Annotated in this window: 18 protein-coding genes and 2 pseudogenes; 6 read left to right on the forward strand and 14 right to left on the reverse strand. The window is 47.1% G+C overall.

The features are described 5' to 3' along the window. From A3KS_RS23715 to A3KS_RS0104415, 3 genes and pseudogenes are all read left to right on the forward strand, one after another. Positions 1 to 278: pseudogene (locus A3KS_RS23715) on the forward strand (IS4 family transposase); the annotation flags it as partial. A gap of 118 nt (positions 279 to 396) precedes the next feature. Further along, positions 397 to 645 carry a hypothetical protein gene (locus A3KS_RS0104410; RefSeq protein WP_026393896.1) on the forward strand — a complete coding sequence of 83 codons (249 nt, stop codon included), beginning with the start codon at positions 397 to 399 and terminating at the stop codon, positions 643 to 645. A 66-nt stretch (positions 646 to 711) separates the two neighbouring features. Further along, positions 712 to 1,212: a hypothetical protein gene (locus A3KS_RS0104415; RefSeq protein WP_026393897.1), complete on the forward strand. Its 501-nt coding sequence runs from the start codon at positions 712 to 714 to the stop codon at positions 1,210 to 1,212. Positions 1,213 to 1,307: 95 nt separating this feature from the next. Here A3KS_RS0104415 and A3KS_RS0104420 read toward each other — a convergent pair whose 3' ends face one another. The 5 genes from A3KS_RS0104420 to A3KS_RS0104440 all read right to left on the reverse strand — a co-directional run bounded on the left by A3KS_RS0104420 (position 1,308) and on the right by A3KS_RS0104440 (position 6,464). Further along, positions 1,308 to 1,862, reverse strand: coding sequence for a DJ-1 family glyoxalase III (locus A3KS_RS0104420; protein WP_035355249.1), 555 nt, complete (start codon positions 1,860 to 1,862; stop codon positions 1,308 to 1,310). A gap of 204 nt (positions 1,863 to 2,066) precedes the next feature. Beyond that, positions 2,067 to 3,554 (reverse strand): glycerol kinase GlpK, encoded by a 1,488-nt coding sequence (glpK, locus tag A3KS_RS0104425; RefSeq protein ID WP_026393899.1) that lies wholly within the window; start codon positions 3,552 to 3,554, stop codon positions 2,067 to 2,069. Positions 3,555 to 3,566: 12 nt separating this feature from the next. Further along, positions 3,567 to 5,105 carry an amidohydrolase gene (locus A3KS_RS0104430; RefSeq protein ID WP_026393900.1) on the reverse strand — a complete coding sequence of 513 codons (1,539 nt, stop codon included), beginning with the start codon at positions 5,103 to 5,105 and terminating at the stop codon, positions 3,567 to 3,569. Positions 5,106 to 5,175: 70 nt separating this feature from the next. Then, complete coding sequence (locus A3KS_RS0104435) at positions 5,176 to 5,823, reverse strand: SGNH/GDSL hydrolase family protein (RefSeq protein ID WP_035355251.1); 648 nt, start codon at positions 5,821 to 5,823, stop codon at positions 5,176 to 5,178. A gap of 47 nt (positions 5,824 to 5,870) precedes the next feature. Continuing rightward, complete coding sequence (locus A3KS_RS0104440) at positions 5,871 to 6,464, reverse strand: glycerol-3-phosphate responsive antiterminator (RefSeq protein ID WP_026393902.1); 594 nt, start codon at positions 6,462 to 6,464, stop codon at positions 5,871 to 5,873. Positions 6,465 to 6,702: 238 nt separating this feature from the next. Here A3KS_RS0104440 and A3KS_RS23425 point away from each other — a divergent pair, with 238 nt between their 5' ends. After that, positions 6,703 to 6,867 carry a hypothetical protein gene (locus tag A3KS_RS23425; protein ID WP_156913198.1) on the forward strand — a complete coding sequence of 55 codons (165 nt, stop codon included), beginning with the start codon at positions 6,703 to 6,705 and terminating at the stop codon, positions 6,865 to 6,867. A gap of 166 nt (positions 6,868 to 7,033) precedes the next feature. Here A3KS_RS23425 and A3KS_RS0104450 read toward each other — a convergent pair whose 3' ends face one another. From A3KS_RS0104450 to A3KS_RS0104470, 5 genes and pseudogenes are all read right to left on the reverse strand, one after another. After that, positions 7,034 to 7,768, reverse strand: a complete 735-nt coding sequence (locus tag A3KS_RS0104450) for an ImmA/IrrE family metallo-endopeptidase (protein WP_026393903.1) — start codon at positions 7,766 to 7,768, stop codon at positions 7,034 to 7,036. Beyond that, positions 7,769 to 8,089: a helix-turn-helix domain-containing protein gene (locus A3KS_RS0104455; protein ID WP_026393904.1), complete on the reverse strand. Its 321-nt coding sequence runs from the start codon at positions 8,087 to 8,089 to the stop codon at positions 7,769 to 7,771. 719 nt (positions 8,090 to 8,808) lie between these two features. Then, a pseudogene (locus tag A3KS_RS19990) lies at positions 8,809 to 11,562 on the reverse strand (DNA methyltransferase); the annotation flags it as partial. Between the two features lie 430 nt (positions 11,563 to 11,992). Next, positions 11,993 to 12,265, reverse strand: a complete 273-nt coding sequence (locus A3KS_RS0104465) for a type II toxin-antitoxin system prevent-host-death family antitoxin (protein ID WP_026393905.1) — start codon at positions 12,263 to 12,265, stop codon at positions 11,993 to 11,995. Positions 12,266 to 12,433: 168 nt separating this feature from the next. Then, positions 12,434 to 13,108 (reverse strand): Crp/Fnr family transcriptional regulator, encoded by a 675-nt coding sequence (locus A3KS_RS0104470; RefSeq protein ID WP_026393906.1) that lies wholly within the window; start codon positions 13,106 to 13,108, stop codon positions 12,434 to 12,436. Positions 13,109 to 13,196: 88 nt separating this feature from the next. On the opposite strand from A3KS_RS0104470, the gene A3KS_RS0104475 reads away from it, so the two are divergent. Beyond that, positions 13,197 to 13,529: a cupin domain-containing protein gene (locus A3KS_RS0104475; protein WP_026393907.1), complete on the forward strand. Its 333-nt coding sequence runs from the start codon at positions 13,197 to 13,199 to the stop codon at positions 13,527 to 13,529. Beyond that, entirely contained in the window at positions 13,526 to 14,137 is a 612-nt protein-coding gene (locus A3KS_RS19995) for a 4Fe-4S binding protein (protein WP_051355649.1), read from the forward strand. The genes A3KS_RS0104475 and A3KS_RS19995 overlap by 4 nt, the downstream gene beginning before the upstream one ends. Before the next feature lie 86 nt (positions 14,138 to 14,223). Here A3KS_RS19995 and A3KS_RS0104485 read toward each other — a convergent pair whose 3' ends face one another. The 4 genes from A3KS_RS0104485 to A3KS_RS0104500 form a co-directional block, all read right to left on the reverse strand. After that, positions 14,224 to 15,117, reverse strand: coding sequence for a DMT family transporter (locus A3KS_RS0104485; RefSeq protein ID WP_026393908.1), 894 nt, complete (start codon positions 15,115 to 15,117; stop codon positions 14,224 to 14,226). A 264-nt stretch (positions 15,118 to 15,381) separates the two neighbouring features. Next, positions 15,382 to 16,491, reverse strand: coding sequence for a GGDEF domain-containing protein (locus A3KS_RS22320; protein WP_051355650.1), 1,110 nt, complete (start codon positions 16,489 to 16,491; stop codon positions 15,382 to 15,384). Between the two features lie 118 nt (positions 16,492 to 16,609). Then, positions 16,610 to 16,921: a type II toxin-antitoxin system RelE/ParE family toxin gene (locus tag A3KS_RS0104495; RefSeq protein WP_026393909.1), complete on the reverse strand. Its 312-nt coding sequence runs from the start codon at positions 16,919 to 16,921 to the stop codon at positions 16,610 to 16,612. A gap of 2 nt (positions 16,922 to 16,923) precedes the next feature. Then, positions 16,924 to 17,196, reverse strand: a complete 273-nt coding sequence (locus A3KS_RS0104500) for a type II toxin-antitoxin system prevent-host-death family antitoxin (RefSeq protein ID WP_026393910.1) — start codon at positions 17,194 to 17,196, stop codon at positions 16,924 to 16,926. Positions 17,197 to 17,231: the final 35 nt, after the last annotated feature.

The following is a 17,231-nucleotide window of genomic DNA, read 5'->3' on the forward strand; positions in this document are numbered from 1 at the left end:
CAACCATTGTTTTTACCCGTTACATTCTCCTGGAATGGCTTCGCCGAAGCGAAAATGATGATAAAACCTTGTGCGAATTATTCTTCAGGCTTTGTGATGACATCCAGGATATGGTACTCTCAACCGCTCTTCAAAGTTTGATGAGCTTATTTGTTGAACAATTAAATTCGGTAGGCGCTAGAAAGTCTACACTGTTAAAAAATCAACTCCAGCAATGGATTGACTCTCAGGCCTCTTTTATAAAGGCTTTGTTCGGTCAATTAAGCTGGGAAAGTTGAGTTAATAATTGTTGCGCGCTATAGATCCAAATTCTTAAAAATGACTAATTAATATTTTAAACCGGATTCAAAGGGGTTTTCATTTAATAACCGACATTATATTGGGGAGGTAAAGAGAATGAACATTGAACAAGTGATCAAGAACCTGAAAAAAATTGATGGTTCCCGGGATATCTGGCGGGACATTATCAAAGCATTCGAGGGCTTTTCTTTTAATGGGGTGACTGAAGTCGCTATTGAATCGCAAATGGATGATGAAATTGTCCAGGCTTTTATCGATACCGACGACTCGCCGGTGATCCAAATCGCGCTGGATCAGTGGGCCGATGGCAGCTATGTGGTTATCGATGCGTCGCAGCTCCGTTGACCAACTTTTTTAAGCCATAAAAAACACGCTGGATGGAATCCTTATTTATAAGATGAAAGGATTGTGATGAAAAAAATAATCATCAACGACACCATGCAAAAAGGCTCTTATTATTTAAATGAAGCGATGGGTGCAAATTTTGATCCTGATTTTACACCAGAGCTCTCACCCAAAGAGCTATTAGCTTTGGGTCTTTTCGGAGGCAAGTACATGACTGATTGTCGGTCCGAATTTCCGGAGGATTGGTTTGACCATGCCAAACTCTCGCCGACCCGAAAAGATATTTCTTTAAATTATTATCAGGTCGATGCCTCACAGCCGCTTAAAGTCTGGCAGGCCAATGGCTGGATCAATCCCATCGATCCCCGGGGCTGGTTTCAATGGTATTGCCGCTATTATTATGGTCGCAGAGTTCCTGACGAAGACCGTCGCCAGATCAAACGCTGGAAGGCGATGGTGCGCCATATTGGTGCGATTAAAAAGAATTGCGACAATATGGATCAAAGCTGTCGCAAAAAACAGCGACAGGCCCTGCTGCACTGGGCCTATGACAGTCGCAAACTATAACCACCAAGACATCAGTCTAAAAGCCAATACGTTTAAAAAACCTCGAATCAAGTTGTCGAGGTTTTTTTGCTGAAGCAATCGGATCAGATTATTTCCTACTTATCATAAAGAATATTTTTGCGCAGGGTCTCGGCTTCTGGCGCGCCGACTAAAACCGTCACCAGTTCCAGGGCAAAATCGACGGCTTTGCCCGGGCCCCGGGAGGTGATCAGGTTGCCGTCCCGGACAACCGCGTCCGTTTGGTAGATTGCCTGGGGCAGATCCGCTTCAAAGCCGGGGTATGAGGTCACTTTTTTACCTGCGATGATCCCAGCTTTGGCCAGAACGATAGGCCCGGCACAGATGGCTGCCACTAATTTTCCGGCGGCATTCATGTCGTTGACGATTTTGACAACCCGGGGATCGTCGCGCAGATTGGCGGCTCCGGGCATGCCACCAGGTATAACAACCGCGGCGTAGCCATCAAGGTTTAGCAGTTCATCAATATGTTTGTCCGCTTTGACCTCGATCTGATGACTGCCGGCAACCATCAGGCTGTCGCCGACGCTGACCATCTCCACCGTAATCGGCTTGACGCGTCTTAAATAATCGACCACTGTTAAGGCTTCTACTTCCTCAAATCCCGGTGCTAAAAAAACAATTGTTTTCATCTTTTTCCTCCTTATTACAAACGATTCACTGCTTGTTTCTCTCTCTATTTTAACAGAAATCAGACCATAGTTGGAGAGAATTATCAAACCGGCTGGCGTTAAAATAAAAACCACGCTGGCAATGGTTTAATGCGCCATTGCCAGCGTGTCTTTTTTACTTGTATTTGCGATGTTGTGGGACCCGGTCACAGCGGTTTACCATTTTTATTTCAACCATCCCATCGATCGTTGCACGGCTTGATCCCAGAAGCCACACAATTCCTGACGTTTTTCGGCACTGATTTGCGGTTCAAAGCGCCGTTCAATTTTCCAGAACTCCGCAATTTCGGCAAAGCTGTCCCAATAGCCCACGGCCAGACCGGCGGCATAAACCGCCCCCAGGGTCGTCGTTTCGGTAATCACCGGGCGCTCAACGGGAATACCTAAAATATCCGCCTGAAACTGCAGCATGAAATCACTTTTGGCGCCACCGCCGTCTGCCCGTAGTTTGGTCAATTTAAAACCCGATTTCTTTTCCATCACATTAAAGGCATCTTTCACCTGAAAAGCCATCGATTCCAGGGCCGCCCGGGCAATGTGATGCTTGGTCGTCCCCCGGGAAATCCCGATAATGGTGCCGCGGGCATAAGAATCAAAATAGGGCGCTCCCAAGCCCACAAAAGCCGGCACAAAATAGACCCCAAGACTATCTTCCACCTGCAGTGCCAGTTCCTCGGCCTCTTTGGCATCGTTGATAATTCCCAGACCATCCCGCAGCCATTGGATGACGGCGCCTGATACATCGGCCATGCCTTCCAGACCGTAATCGGTTCGTCCTTTGGCGCTCCATAAAACCGGTGAAAATAGACCGTCAGAAGGCGGCACATATTTATCGCCGGTATTCATCACCATAAACGATCCGGTACCATAGGTGTTTTTAGCCATCCCCTTTTCCAGACAGCCCTGGCCAAATGCGGCGGCCTGCTGATCGCCTAAAATACCGGCCACCGGAATTTCGGCCCCAAAGAACACCGCCGGATCGGTCATGCCATACACCTCGCTGGAGGTTCGCAGCTCCGGCAGGATTTCCCGGGGGATCTGTAATTCATTCAGAATCCATTCATCATAAGCTAACGTTCTGGCGTTTTGCAGCAGCGTAACCGAGGCGTTGGAGTAATCGGTCACATGAGCCCGGCCGCCAGTCAGCTTCCAAACCAGCCAGGTATCAATGGTGCCGTAAAGCAATTCACCGTTATCGACGCCGGCTTTCACCTTAGGGTCATTGTCCATCAGCCAGCGAATTTTTGTGGCCGCATCATTGGGGACAATGATCATCCCGGTGCGATCAACAATCCCGGCCCCGTCTTTGGCTTCCAGGGCTTCGCAAATGTCCAGACTGCGGCGGTCCTGCCAGACAATCGCCCGACACACCGGTTGGCTGGTGGTTTTGTCCCAAAACACCGTGGTTTCCCGTTGATTGGTAATGCCGATGGCTTCAATCGCTTCCGGTTTGACGTTACCGTTTTTTAGCGCCTCCGCCACCATTTTTAGGGTCACTTCCCAAATTTCATTGGCATCATGCTCAACCCATCCGGATTGGGGAAAATGCTGGGTAAATTCCGAGTAAGCCTGGGAAATAATGTTCACAGCTTTATCAAAAATCATGACCTTGACGCCGGTGGTGCCTTCATCAATTCCTAAAATATACTTCATCGCGCTTCTCCTTTATTTTTTATAAACAATTTTGCCTTGATAAATGGTCATCACAACCCCAATATCCTTGATGGTTTCCGGTGCGACCGCCAGCGGATTTTGCTCCAGAACCGTGATATCGCCGGCTTTACCGGAGCTTAAACTGCCACGGAGCAGTTCTTCTTTGGCGGTGAAAGCCCCATCGATGGTAAACAGCCGCAGGGCCTCGCCGGGGCTGATGGCGTTCTGTGAATAGGGTGGATTGACCGCCGCATGAATCCCCAGAACCGGATCGATGGGGGTCACATTGGAATCCGATCCGCCACTGACAACAAGCCCGGCATCGAGAAATTCACGAATCGGATAAGCCCGGTGATTTCGTTCTGCCCCAACCCGTTCTTCGTAAACGCTGTCGGGACCGCCGCGTAAATAGGTAAATGCCGGTTGGGTCGAAATTACCGCACCCAGCGCCGCCGCCCGTTTGATATCGCGGTCATCCGGGAAGCCAAAATGTTCAATCCGAAAGCGATGGTCATCAACCGGATATTTATTTAAAGCCCGTTCCAGACAGTTTAACACCTGGGTGATGGCCCGTTGTCCAATGGCATGAAAACCGGTTTGCAGTCCCGCTCGATGGGCGGTTTCGATGTAATGAGTGATCCACTCATCGGCATAGTAAAGTTCACCGAGCGCTTCGGGATCATCCGCATAGGGTTCCTTAAAAGCGGCGGTGCGAGAGCCAATGGAGCCATCCAGGAGGATATCGATGCCAATAATTCTTAGCCCCTTGGCCACCACCTCCGGCACCGCGGTACTGCACCAGTGCAGCACCACATGGAGCGGCAAACTGTCGATGATTTCTAAAAATACCGGGATGTCGGAATCGGAAGACAGATCGCCGCCTTCCATCGCGTGAATAGTGGTGACGCCCATTGCCACCGCCATTTTTGCGGTATGGCGAATGGCCGCTTCCCGCTGATCCCGGGTCAGCTTATCAAAAAAATATTTGCGGGCATGGCTGTTGGCATGACTGTGAAGCCGGCCATTTCGCTTTCCCGCCTGATCCCGGCCCAGGCCTTCTTCATTTTCTAAAAATCCCATCAATTCCATGGCAATGGTATTGACCTGGGTATAATGCAGGCCCCGGTCGACCAGATAAACGGGCCGGTCTCGGAAAACCTGATCCAATTCGCTGGCAGTGGGCGGTCTTTTCTCCCGTAACCGGGATTCATCCAGCCCATAGCCAAAGATCCATTCCTGTTCATTGGTACTCTTGTCGGCTGCCAGTTTTTCCAGCACTGCGGCAATCGATCGGCAGTCATACAGGTTGATGCCGATCGCCGCCAGGCCGGTACTCATCATATGCACGTGACAATCATGAAGACCGGGCAAAAATGTTTGGCCGTTGAGATCAATAATCGCGGCCTGTTCGAACTCGGCCAGTTTTTTTATCGCCTCGCTGGTGCCGATTTTTTCAATGAACCCATTTTTAAGATAAATTCCCTGGCAAACTGGATGATCTTCATCCATGGTGATGCCAATTCCGTTAATGAGGGCAAGTTTTTCTTCCATTGCTGCCTCCTTCCTCATTCTGATCGATACTGATAAAAGTTCAGGCGGCTCGCGCCGCCTGGGTTTTCGCTTATGCCAAGATCTTTTTAACTTCAGCGGCGACGGCTTTACCCAACGCGGCGTGACTGTCCGCATCTAAATGAAGGCCGTCAATGGCACTGGCCTGGGCCACGGTTCCGGCATCAAAGAAGGGCACGCCCCGGCTGGCGGCGACGCCTTGGTAGAATTCGGCCATCTCAATTGATTTTTCGCGGTTGCCGGCAAACATAAATTTGAAGATGCCATCTTCAATCGGTCCCAATGGCGGTGGCGCAATAAACAGCACCTTTGGTCCCGCCGGGCCAAACGCCCCGACCTGGGCCAGCGTTTTATCGAGAATCAGACTGGCGCCATTGGCAATATCCTGAGCGGTAACGGTATAACGGCATTTTAAGTCATTGGTGCCAATCATGATAATCACTAAATCCAGCGGCGCATGGCTATCCAACAGGGGAATAATCTGTTGTTTGCCGCAGCGGTATTCTTCAATGGGATCGTCCCAAACCGTAGTCCGGCCGTTTAAGCCTTCCGGGATGACCTTGTAATCATCGCCTAATTCGGCCTGGAGCACCCCAGCCCAGCGCACCTCATCCGGCCAGCGTTTAATCGCAGCCACTAAATCATTGGATGGGTCCCATCCCCAGGTGTTTGAATCGCCAAAAATCATCACGTTTTTCATCAATTTTCCTCCATTTATATAATTTTTTTTGATACCATGTAAAGCTGTCAAGCCTGTTGATCCCAGAGTTCCAGATTGCTGGTGGCCACTGACGCGACGCCGATTTTTATCGCCCTGCTGACTTGTTCACTGGTTGTCATTAATCCCCCTAAGATGATGGGCACCCCGGTTTCACCTTTTATCTCCCGGATCAGCTGTTCCGGAATGGTGCCGGGCATCAGAATAACCACATCCGGGTGATGTTCTTTGATATTGATCAGGCCGGTTCGACAGGCATCCGAATCGATGACGAAAAAACCGAATGCCGCCATCATGCCGGATTCCTTAATATATTTCACGCAGAGCGATTTCATCGTGATGACACAGTCGACCCCACAGTTCGCCATATACTGAATATCCATTTTATCCCGGGCTATTCCTTTAATCGAATCCTGATGGACCATCACCTTTTTTCCGGCCCGATGAATATGTCCCACCAGTTGCGGCAGGGTATTGATGTCCCCCAATTTGAGCATAATCCAATCCGCATCGGTTTTTTCGATGGCGTAAAGTAATTCTTTCCGTTGATGGACCGACGGAATAACCGCTTTGAATTTCAATTGTTGACAGCCATTGACTGACACGCCGTTTTTTATTTGCATCCTATTCCCTTCCCGTAACACCGCGGTGACTTTTTTAAACATAAAAAAGTCCGCATCATACCGAGGACGCAAGCCAGAAATTTCCGGCTCGGTGCACCCTCAGTATCATACGGACATCTCTTAAACTCTTGTCCCATGTTTATTCTATTGTCATAAATTCGGTTGTAATGGTTTTCTTTTTCTAATTCTATTCCTTTTTTACCGAGGTGTCAAGGGATAAAGAATCGTTAACAAAGAATTGATTCGCTTAAACCAGTATGAGCAGATTTCAATCTGCGGCAACGATCGCAGTGTCCATGTCTATGAGGGCATCGGGGCGCTGGCCGTAGCCGCCGGTCAAACCCTGACCATTAACCAGCATAACTATCAGGATTATCCGCTGGAACTTTCTTTTATTCACTAGGGGATCACCTTCTACCAGCTCAAATCAGCGGCGGCGGTGGCCGCTTTGGGCTGGGGGCGGATGCTTGATAAACGGAATACACGATAGTTTTGAGGCGCGGGTGGCGGCGCAAAAAATAAAGAAACGCCCACGGGAGTGCGCGTTTCTGGTTCTGAAAGTTATTTAATTAGTCTTCAAAGATTCTTCTACCATCATAAATTTGCATCATCGTTTTAACAATTTCTGTGAAAAATACTTCCTTGAGTTGTTCATAATCATTGTTAAGGTCCACACATTGAAGGGCATCATAATAGCGTTCTTTGCTTTCATATTTCAAATAAACTGGTGGCAAACCTTTGATTTTAAACAGCCAATTGAGGAATACTCTAGATATTCTCCCATTCCCATCATCAAAGCGATAGGCTAACGTAAATACACACGACTCAAAACTGACGCCGAAGTGTAGCGATAATTTCAAGGCATCATCAAACGTTACCTTTCCATCAATTAAATATTTTTGGGCCTCAGCCTCAAAATAGCCTCTTGGCATTAACAGCTCTGAAGCGAACTGATCGGCAAACTTTTCTTTCGCATCCTTATGTCCGCCAATCGGGCAAGCCTTATTCGAACGATCTTTAATATGATGACACAATTCGTGCGCAGCTGTAAAACGCTGTCGCGGAATCGGTCGATTACAATTGATACCAACAATGGGGATATCCTCTTGATTTAGTGGAGCAATATAAATCCCCTCAAGTTCTTTGAAGTCTCGAAATTGGTAAACAATACCATTCATAGACAATAACTTGAAGGGATCAATCGGAAATGTTATCTCATTTTCTTCCTGTAACCTGTCGATGATTCTTTTAGCTAATTGCTGCGGCGAATCTAAATATTCATCATATTTATAATCTCTCAGCATCTAGATCCTTGACTCCTTAAACTTCCTTTTAAAATCAATCAGATTCATTATTTCTTTTTTATCATTGTCGGAAAGCGTTGAAAAAGCTCTGGCAAACATATTAACTTCAGCCTCTTCAGGTTTTGTTTCATGAAGGATTTCATCTACCGTTACACCGTAAATCCGAGCGAACATATCCAATTCATTGGCTAAAACATTACGTTCGCCACATTCTATTGCAGTAATGGTAGTTCGAGAAACCCCAATCTGTTTTGCAACATACTCTTGAGAAAGACCTAACGCCTTTCTGTAACCTTTCAATCTTTCAAAAATAGTTTTCATTTTACTCACTCCTCTTATAAATATTATACTGCCCTGCGCAAAAAAACACAATCTATTTCGTCAGGATTCCTGACATTATTAGTGTTAAGTAAATTCAAGTCTAATTTGTTTTTTAACATGAAACAATTAATATCTTACTGAGAGTATTTCTATTTCTTCCCATGAATTCTTAAATCAAATTGCGCAGTTGAGCACTTATCTCAACCGGCTGGGGGGCGGATGCTTGATAAATGGGGTTAACGGTGGTTTTGAGGCGTTAGTGGCGGCGCAAAATATAAAGAAACGCCCGTGGGAGGGGGCGTTTCAGGGGTGTTGATAAGCATACCGTACCGACCAATTGTTAATCTGTTGTATGCGCACAATTCGTACAGTTGCAATTAAGATTCGGCTAACCAAGTGTTTCTTTGCAACTGTTCGCCTTGAGGCACACAACATGATATAACAATTGTCGGTACTGGGTTAGCTTTTTTTATAATGCTGGTATGCCCTTAGATCAGAGGTTACGTATTAGTTATAACTGATCACTTTGGCTATTGGCTTCCAGCCCGGATCGTTTATTTTTAGCATTCAGTCATCATCTCAGCGACAGCCGGATCGCCCTGATCCGCCTGGGGCTAGCGGGTCATTTGATCAACTTCGGCAATGGCCGCGATTGTTTTGGCCTTTGGCCGCTTTGCGGTCTTCCCTGCCGCCTGGCCGGCTGCAGCGGCGCTGATTTTTTCCTGATACAGCCGCATCAATTCGGCGACACAGGCTGACTCGGTTAGTTTTTTATCAAAACCGTAGGCGTCCATCACGGCCCGGTCATTAAGCTGGTGGGCTTTGCGGAGTTCTGGTGGCATTACCGTTTCATCATAAAGGTCGGCAAAACTGCTGTCGGGGTACAAGGCCCGGGCATCGAGGATGGCCTGGGCAGTTTTTTCGATCATGGCTTTTTGTTTATCGGTGGGTTCCGGCCAGATAAAATTGTTGTAGACGATGTTAATCGAATAGCGGTAGTCACTTTTCAAACGACCCGCTACCGTACGCATCCAGGCCATGTGAACATTGGAAGTGAGGATGCCAAAGTGGTAGAGGGTTGCTTCTGGCATAAGATTAGTCGCATCACCACAAATACAAGACGGGTCCATAAAACCAATTGGTATGTAGCGTCTGTTTTCTGAAGAAACTTTAGGTATAACAATAAACTCTTTTTGTGGCATATTCTCAACATGAAAACGAGTTGGTTTCTCGGCTATCTTACGCGTACCTGCGCTTACACTGTTCAATCTAAACTCTTTGACAGCTTGCACTCTTTTCATGCATTCGGGCATTTTCCTCAGCTCATTTGGCGGACAATCTCCCAGCCAGAGACAATACCTCGGTTTTTGATTGATGAATTCTCTTGACCCATACCATGGTTTAAACCATTTTTCAGACTGCGACTCTTTAGCGATAAATTCGTTTTTTTCTTCCTCTGAAAAAAGATAAAAGCCCCCATCAATCGGTTTATTCCCGATTCCGATTGATGGTACATTGCAAATGGGCATCGTTCGACTTTCCACAAAAGTATTCGGCGCATCCACTAGGTAGCCATTAATATTTGCCACCATTTGTATGTTACTTTCATTTAGGTAAATTCGTTTGATTGAACCATCTTGTATTTGACTAAATCCGATAATGACACAGTGAACCGCCGCTTTATCCTTTGCTTCACTTTCCCATTTAAATGAATGGTAGGCAAAGTCAATGTAAACATTATGACGTTCCATCAAATCTTTCCAGAGTATTGCTGGCTGTTCACCCTGGGTTATAGAATTTGTACTTACAAACGCAACATGAATTGGATTGCTGTCAATGTATTTGGCTGCTTTTTTAAACCAAGCACTTACATAATCAAGATTGCCAACACCTTTTAATTTTTCAAAAATGTGTTCCATATCCACTTTCTGTTCAAGTGTCATCAACCGCGCCCCGGAAAACGGCGGATTCCCCATAATATAATCCAGGCTCGTTTTCGGCACCACGGTCTCCCAGTCCAGCCGCAGCGCGTTGCCTTCGACAATATTGGCGTAGGTTTTTAGCGGCAGAAAATCCAGATGCATATGGATAATGTCCTCGGTTTTCATCATCATCTGAGATTCGGCAATCCATAGCGCCGTTTTGCCAACCGAAACGGCAAAATCATTGATCTCGATGCCATAAAACTGATTGATCGAGACCTTGATCGGGGTATGGGTGTCAGTGCCGATGCGGATCTGATCGCCCAGCAGCACCTTCATTACCTCGTTTTCCAGCTTTCGCAGGGCCAGGTAAGATTCGGTCAGGAAATTTCCCGAGCCGCAGGCCGGGTCCAGAAAGGTCAGCTGCGACAGTTTGGTCTGAAATTCTTCCAGTTGGCGGTTGCGGGTTTTTTCGATTTGAACAGCTTTGATGGCCGCAAATTCGTCCTTGAGCTGATCCAGAAAGAGCGGATCGATGACCTTATGAATATTTTCGATGGAGGTGTAGTGCATCCCCCCGGAGCGTCGGGTGTCAGGATTTAAGGTGCTTTCGAAGACGGCCCCAAAAATAGTCGGGCTGATGGCACTCCAGTCAAAATCTTCGCTGGCATTTTGCAGCAAGAGATTGACAATCGCTTCATTGAAATTGGGGATTTCGATGTTGGCTTCCGAAAACAAGCCGCCATTGACATAGGGAAAGGAAGCCAGGGTCGGTTCCAGATAGGGGTCCCGGTCGGCCGGTTGGGTATCCAGCACCTTAAACAAATCGATTAAAGCGCGGCGGACATCCTTGGGATCGTAATCCTTGAGATAGCTGTGAAATTTGCCATGCTTGCCAAAAATATCGGCATCCTCGGCATACAAACAGAAGACCAGCCGGACGCACAGCATATTCAGACTTTTCAGACTGTCGGGATCATCGGGATGGAGGTACTGTTTGAGCAGCTCATCATAGAGTTGACCGACCAACTCACCGGCCTGGATCGAAATCTCCATTTCTTTTTTGATATGACTGTCGCCAGTATCGACTAAAAATTCCAGCCGATAGGTTTCAGCGGGCAGATTTTCCAGTAAGATTTCTTCCGGTTCGCCGTTGGGCTTTTCCATATCATAGATCAGAAAGGCTTTGAAATTACAGGTGACAATCCAGCGCGGCCGTTTGGAGTAAGGCAGGTCGGCCGAGTATCGTTTAGCCTGCTGAAAGGGACTGAGCATGGTGCCGTCAGATTGTTTGATGGCCTTGCGAAGATCTTTATTAATGCCTTTTTGCTCAATTAAGACATGGGTTTCGGGGATAATCCCATCGATGAAACTGGTATGGTCCAGCACCACCTGGTCTTCAAAGATAATAAACTGTTCCGGATTTTTAACCCCCAGAACATCTCGGAGCAACGAAATCCAGAACGGCTGGCTCTGACCTTTTTCGTAACCCTGATCTTTCCAGATTTCGGCAAATTTTTTCGCCGCTGCGCGCTTCTCGGTATCTGTCATATTTATACCCTTTCAAAAGAAAATTATTTGCACATCATTTTAGTAACATTCATTTACAAATTATTGTTTTAGTGATGTTTCTGATTCGACTTTTATTATAGTATATCACTTCTCTGAGAATAATAAAATTAGATTGTTTTTCTTATCTTTTTAGCAGCGCTTTTACTAACTTCAACTGTTGCAGTTACAATGCATACCAGCTTATCACCCGCGATTTATTCTTATCATTCGTAGCGGTTAGCATCACCGCTAGCTAATTAAGATCGCAAATATAAAAAGCAGCCAATCCTAAAGTCTCCTCTAAAATTGGCTGCTTACAAGGGCAGGTTGTCACAACAGTTATTTCACCATCCAAACGCACCAAAACAATCCACCAAGGTAGAGGATCATATCACGAAGGTCGTTTTCGGCTGGCTCTGAGATTTCAATGCTATAAGTTACCATCGGTTATCTCTTGTCGCAAGTCCTGCATGACATCGCTAAGCGGTCGTGTTTTCCCCGCTTTGACGGCAGCGCGGCCTTCGTCAAGGGCGCGATAAAGTTCCAGCTTGCCGGTTAACATTTCATAAGCTTCGATGCTCATGACCGCCAAATCCCCCTGACCATTCTTGGTAATGAAGATCGGCTCCTCATGGTCGTGACAGAATTTCGATATTTCATTGTAATTATTGCGCAGCTCCGTGCTGGATTTAATATTAGGCATCTGAGTGGCCTCCCTTACTAATCTAAAGATACTATACTAGAATTTCTTTAGATTAACAATATCTGTTGCGTTCTTGTTCAGCTTCTATAAAAGAAACGATGCTACCTGTTTTCCCAGAATCTGCATCGCTAGGGTAGCATCAGCTATTGGGTGCCTGACGCTACATCTTCAATTGGGACTGAAAAACGCCGATTTAATCGTAATGGTTTTAGCGTCATAATCCAGTAAACCCGCTTTTTTCATTTTGGCCAGTTCCCGGCTGAGGGAAGTTCGCTGCACTCCCAGCCGTTCCGCCAGTTCTTTTTTTGAGCAGCCTAAGGTGATCACCAGTGTTTTCTGCAACTGGTATTGATGACTGAGGTAATCGTTAATCCGCTGGCGAACTGTTTTTAAGGAAATCACCGTCAGCTTATCTGTCAGAATCATTGTCTTTTGAGAAATGGACTGCATCAGTCCCTTCAAAAAATCAGCATTTTTTTGGCAGAGGGCCACCACCAGCTCCCGGTCCAGCTGCATCAGTGTCACCTGGGTGGCCGCCACCACCGTCATTGGATAGCCGTTTTTGACTGCAAAGAGCAGATTTTCGCCGACGCTTTCCCCGACCCCAAAGACGTTGACAGTGAGCATATTGCCGTTTTCATCGAGATTCAAAACCGCCACCCGGCCCGAAAGAATCACGTCCATCCGATGACAGGGTTCATTTTTCAAATGGATTACCTGATCCTTGTGGAAGAACTTGACCGTCGTTTCGGCCGAGCGGATTATTTCTGCCAGCTCAGCTTCACAAAAGCCATTAAAAAAATTAGCGCTGATCAATAATTGTAATAGATCATCATTCTTCATTTTTTATCTCCTTGTGTTACCATGGTAACACCTTTTCTTTTATTTATCGATTATACTAGATTATATCCATGACGAAAAGGAGATTACGATGTTAGAAAAAATTTATGAATTTACCAATGGCAATGAAAAACAGATTGAAAAAATTATTGATGACCAGGCGGTGATGATCAACCACATGATTTTCCCGGAAGGCGAAGGCTTGAAGGAGCATTATTCCAATTCCAATGTTTATATGATCGTCATTAAGGGGGCGGTTACCTTGCAGCTGGATGATCAGGAACCACACCGTTATGAAGCCGGACAGATCATCAATATTCCCTACCACATCAAAATGAATGTCAATAACCGTGATCCCGAAATTCTGGAAATTTTTGTGATCAAAGCCCCCGGTCCGACTTATTATCATCCGGACAAGCAATGACAACAGTATGGCGTCGGGTCATCCAGCTGGCTTTTCTGGGCCTGTTTATAGCCTTGCTGGTGACCGGTAAGATGCAGCTGTGGATGGGCCTTTTTGTGCTGGGGGTGCTGGCTTCTTTGGTCTGGAGCCGGCTTTACTGTGGCTGGATCTGTCCGATCAATACCGTGATGGAAGGGATCAGCTTTGTCAAAAAGAAAAGCCATTTAAAAAGTTTTAAGATTCCCCGCTGGCTGTCAAAACCCTGGCTCCGCCTGGTGATCCTGTTGCTATTTTTCCTGGTCTTTGTCTTTGTAATGATGACCGGTAAAAAACTGCCGATTCTGCCCCTGCTCTTTGCCGGCGGTGTCATCCTGACCCTTTTCTTTCCGGCCGAGTTGTGGCATCGCTTTTTATGTCCCTACGGGACGATCTTAAGTCTCTCCAGCATGAAAGCTCGCCACGCTATGGTCATCGACCCGGAAAAATGCAACAATTGCGGGGCCTGTCAAAAAGCCTGTCCTGCGGGAGCCATCGAAAAACAGACGAAACATCAGATTCATCAGAGTGATTGCCTGGTTTGCCTGAAGTGTCAGGAAAGCTGCCACCAGAAAGCCATCCGCTATCAGTAAGGCTTTAGCAAAACCGCCCCTCCCCATAAAAAAGAAACGCCATTCACTAAACTGAATGGCGTTTCTGGTAAAAGATTGATTGATAATTAAATCTGCTCGTCGCCGACAAGTTCCGGCTGCTTCGCGGTTTTATAGTCCCCCAGGAAGGTGGCCCCTAATAACAGCACGGCTCCCAGCATCTGGACCCCGTTCATGGCTTCACCAAAAATCAAAAATGACGCCAGCAGCGCAGTGATCGGGTCGATATAGCTGAGGGTGGCGATGCTCTGACCGTTAAGCCCTTTCATGCCGGTAAAGAAGAGAAAGAAGCCCAGTCCGGTATGCACCAGACCCAAGGCCATCACGGCCATCACCACCACCGGAGTGAGACCGGAAAAAGTGATGCCGCCGCTAAGATTAACATAGCAAAATAACACCACCGTGGCGATGGTCAGCTGTAGCAAGGTGGTGGCCATGCCGTTCATGTTTTTAATGAACTTATTGGTCAGCATCAGGCTGGCATAACAGGCCGCCGCGGCAATCCCCCAGGCAATGCCCAGCAGATCATTCCCCGCGGTACCGCTCTGGCTGCTGCCTTTTAAGATCAGCAACATCCCGACCAGGGCTGCCGCCAGACAAATAACCTTGCGGGGAATGATTTTTTCCTGCAGCACCAATGGTGACAGGGCAATGACAAAGACGGGTGCCATATAATAGCTCAGGGTGGCATTGGCAATGGTGGTGTGCTTAAAGGCTTCAAACAAAAAGATCCAATTGCCGGCCAGGACACCGCCTGAAAACACCAATGGAAAGAGGTTTTCGCGGACGCTGGAAAGCGCCATTTTCTCGCGCCGGATGAGGCTGATCAGCAGCAGAAAAAGACTGCCGATCAGGCCTCTGAGCATGGCGATTTCACTGGATTCCAGATTGATAAACCGCACAAAAATGCCGATGGTTCCGAAGATGACCATCGCCAGAATAAACATTAATTTTGATTTCACGACTGTTCTCGCTTTCTATAAATACTTATGTCAAGTTGCATGATGCTAACAGCAATATTATAGCAATCGCAGAATCAGCCATTGGAGAACATGTCTTTTTATGATCTCAAAGCTACTTCTGCGATGAGACGGTTGGTGGTGATAGCGGTTTACCTGAGATTCTTCCCATGTCGAGCCTCCTTGTTTTCTTAGTTATTGATTATTTAACCCCATCTGGACGGGTCTGTCAAGAATAACTGTTTAGTTAAGGTGCATCTGGCCCATTTAAGCGTCGGCGCGGCGGTTGTACTCGTCCAAATCAAGCGTGTCCCGATCCAGGGCCTCGTAACTGACCACCTGGTTGCGGCCGTTGCGCTTGGCGACAAAGAGGGCCTGGTCGGCTTTTTTGATCGTTTCGAAACAGTCGCCGCCCTCATAAATGGCCAACCCCAGCGAAATGGTGATCTTGCAGACGCCATTAACCGACTTTTCCACCGAGCTGCGGATCCGCTCCGCCACCAGGCTGGCCTGATTACGCTGACAGTCAAACAGAATCGCGACAAACTCTTCGCCACCCCAGCGAATCACCAGATCCGGCCCCCGCAAACTGTGGCGGATGCAGTCGGCGACAAACTGCAGAATCCGATCGCCTTCATCGTGTCCGTAGCTGTCATTAACCTGCTTAAAATGATCGACATCCATAATTACAACGGCGATATCAGGACTCAAAAAAGACAGATCGTGGCCGGCCCCCATAATCTTATGGAGCTGGCGGCGGTTGAACACCTGGGTCAGAGGATCGTGGAACAGCGCAAATTCCAGTTTTCGTTGGGTGATATAATGATCATAATAAAACCCGGTGACGATCAGATCGACCAGGCCCAGAAGAATGATCACCTGAATGTTGAAGGATAGGATCACATCGAGATTGGTATAATGGTAGAGCTGATCAGCCAGCAGGATATTGCCGATCAGTCCCAGTTGGGCGACGATGGCGTATAGTGGCGGCGCACTGAAGGAGGCCAGCAACAGGATGAAGCTCATGATCAAAAAGCCTTCGTTAACATAGGATTGATCGGCCCCATAGGAACCAGCCCAGATGTTGCCCCAGATCATCGCATGAACCATCAGCAGTGAAACGACTGACATGATCCGGTAATTGCTGGTCTGGCGATAGACCAGCACCACCACCGCCAGGGGAATCACCACCATGCTGCGGATCACCAGCAAGCGCCAGGTAAACTGCTCGTAAACCTGCCAGTCCGGTACCAGCAGACTAAAGAACATCAAGGCCGCGGCAAACATGACGCCCAGATTAAAACGCCGGTAATAATCGTATTTGGCCTGGTAAAAATCCTCCTTGGCCTTGCCCTCAAGTCTTAAAAATGCCTCCATCTGTCAAACCTCCCGGATATTGTCGTTGTTTAACATTAAACCCCATCCGGGCCGGGTTTGTCAAGAAAAACAGCGGCGGCAAAAAAGCTCTGGGATGATAAATGCTAGTGTTGTATTGCTAGATCAAATTTAAATATGCTCTTCTGCTATCGACCACGGCATAAAGTATCACCAGCCGCTTATCTTCATTTACCTTGTAAAAAAGGATGTGCTTTTCAACAATTAAAACCCGATATCCCTGCATTTTCAAAATGCGATAGCGGGGACTGGTTCCGCTCAGCGGGAAATCTTCCAGAATCTTCACTGCTTTTTCAATTTTTTTAAGATAATCAAGCGCCGCATCAATTGCGTCGGCATCATCGGCGATGTAATTGATGATTTCATAAAGCTGATCGTTGAATTTATCCGTTCTGATAATCGCGTACTTCATGATCACTTTTTCCTGGCGAGCAGTGATTGGCGGATCCCTTCAAAGGTCTCTTCAACCGGAGCAACCCGCTGCTGCAAAATATCCTCGTCCGCTTCGGCAAGAGTTCTCAGTAATTCAAGCTCCGACTCCATCTGATGGTAGGTCTGTAAATCGAGTACGGCTGTATCGCCCCGACCGTTGACCGTAATAAAAACCGGCTGTCTCGTTTCATGACAAATCTTAGCAATTTCATTGTAATGATTTCTTAAATCGGCTGATGGTCTGATAATTCCCATAATTAAACCTCCCGTATATAATAGTCAAATTATAT

The organism is Acetobacterium malicum subsp. dehalogenans DSM 11527 (genome assembly GCF_000472665.1).
Lineage (GTDB): Bacteria > Bacillota > Clostridia > Eubacteriales > Eubacteriaceae > Acetobacterium > Acetobacterium malicum.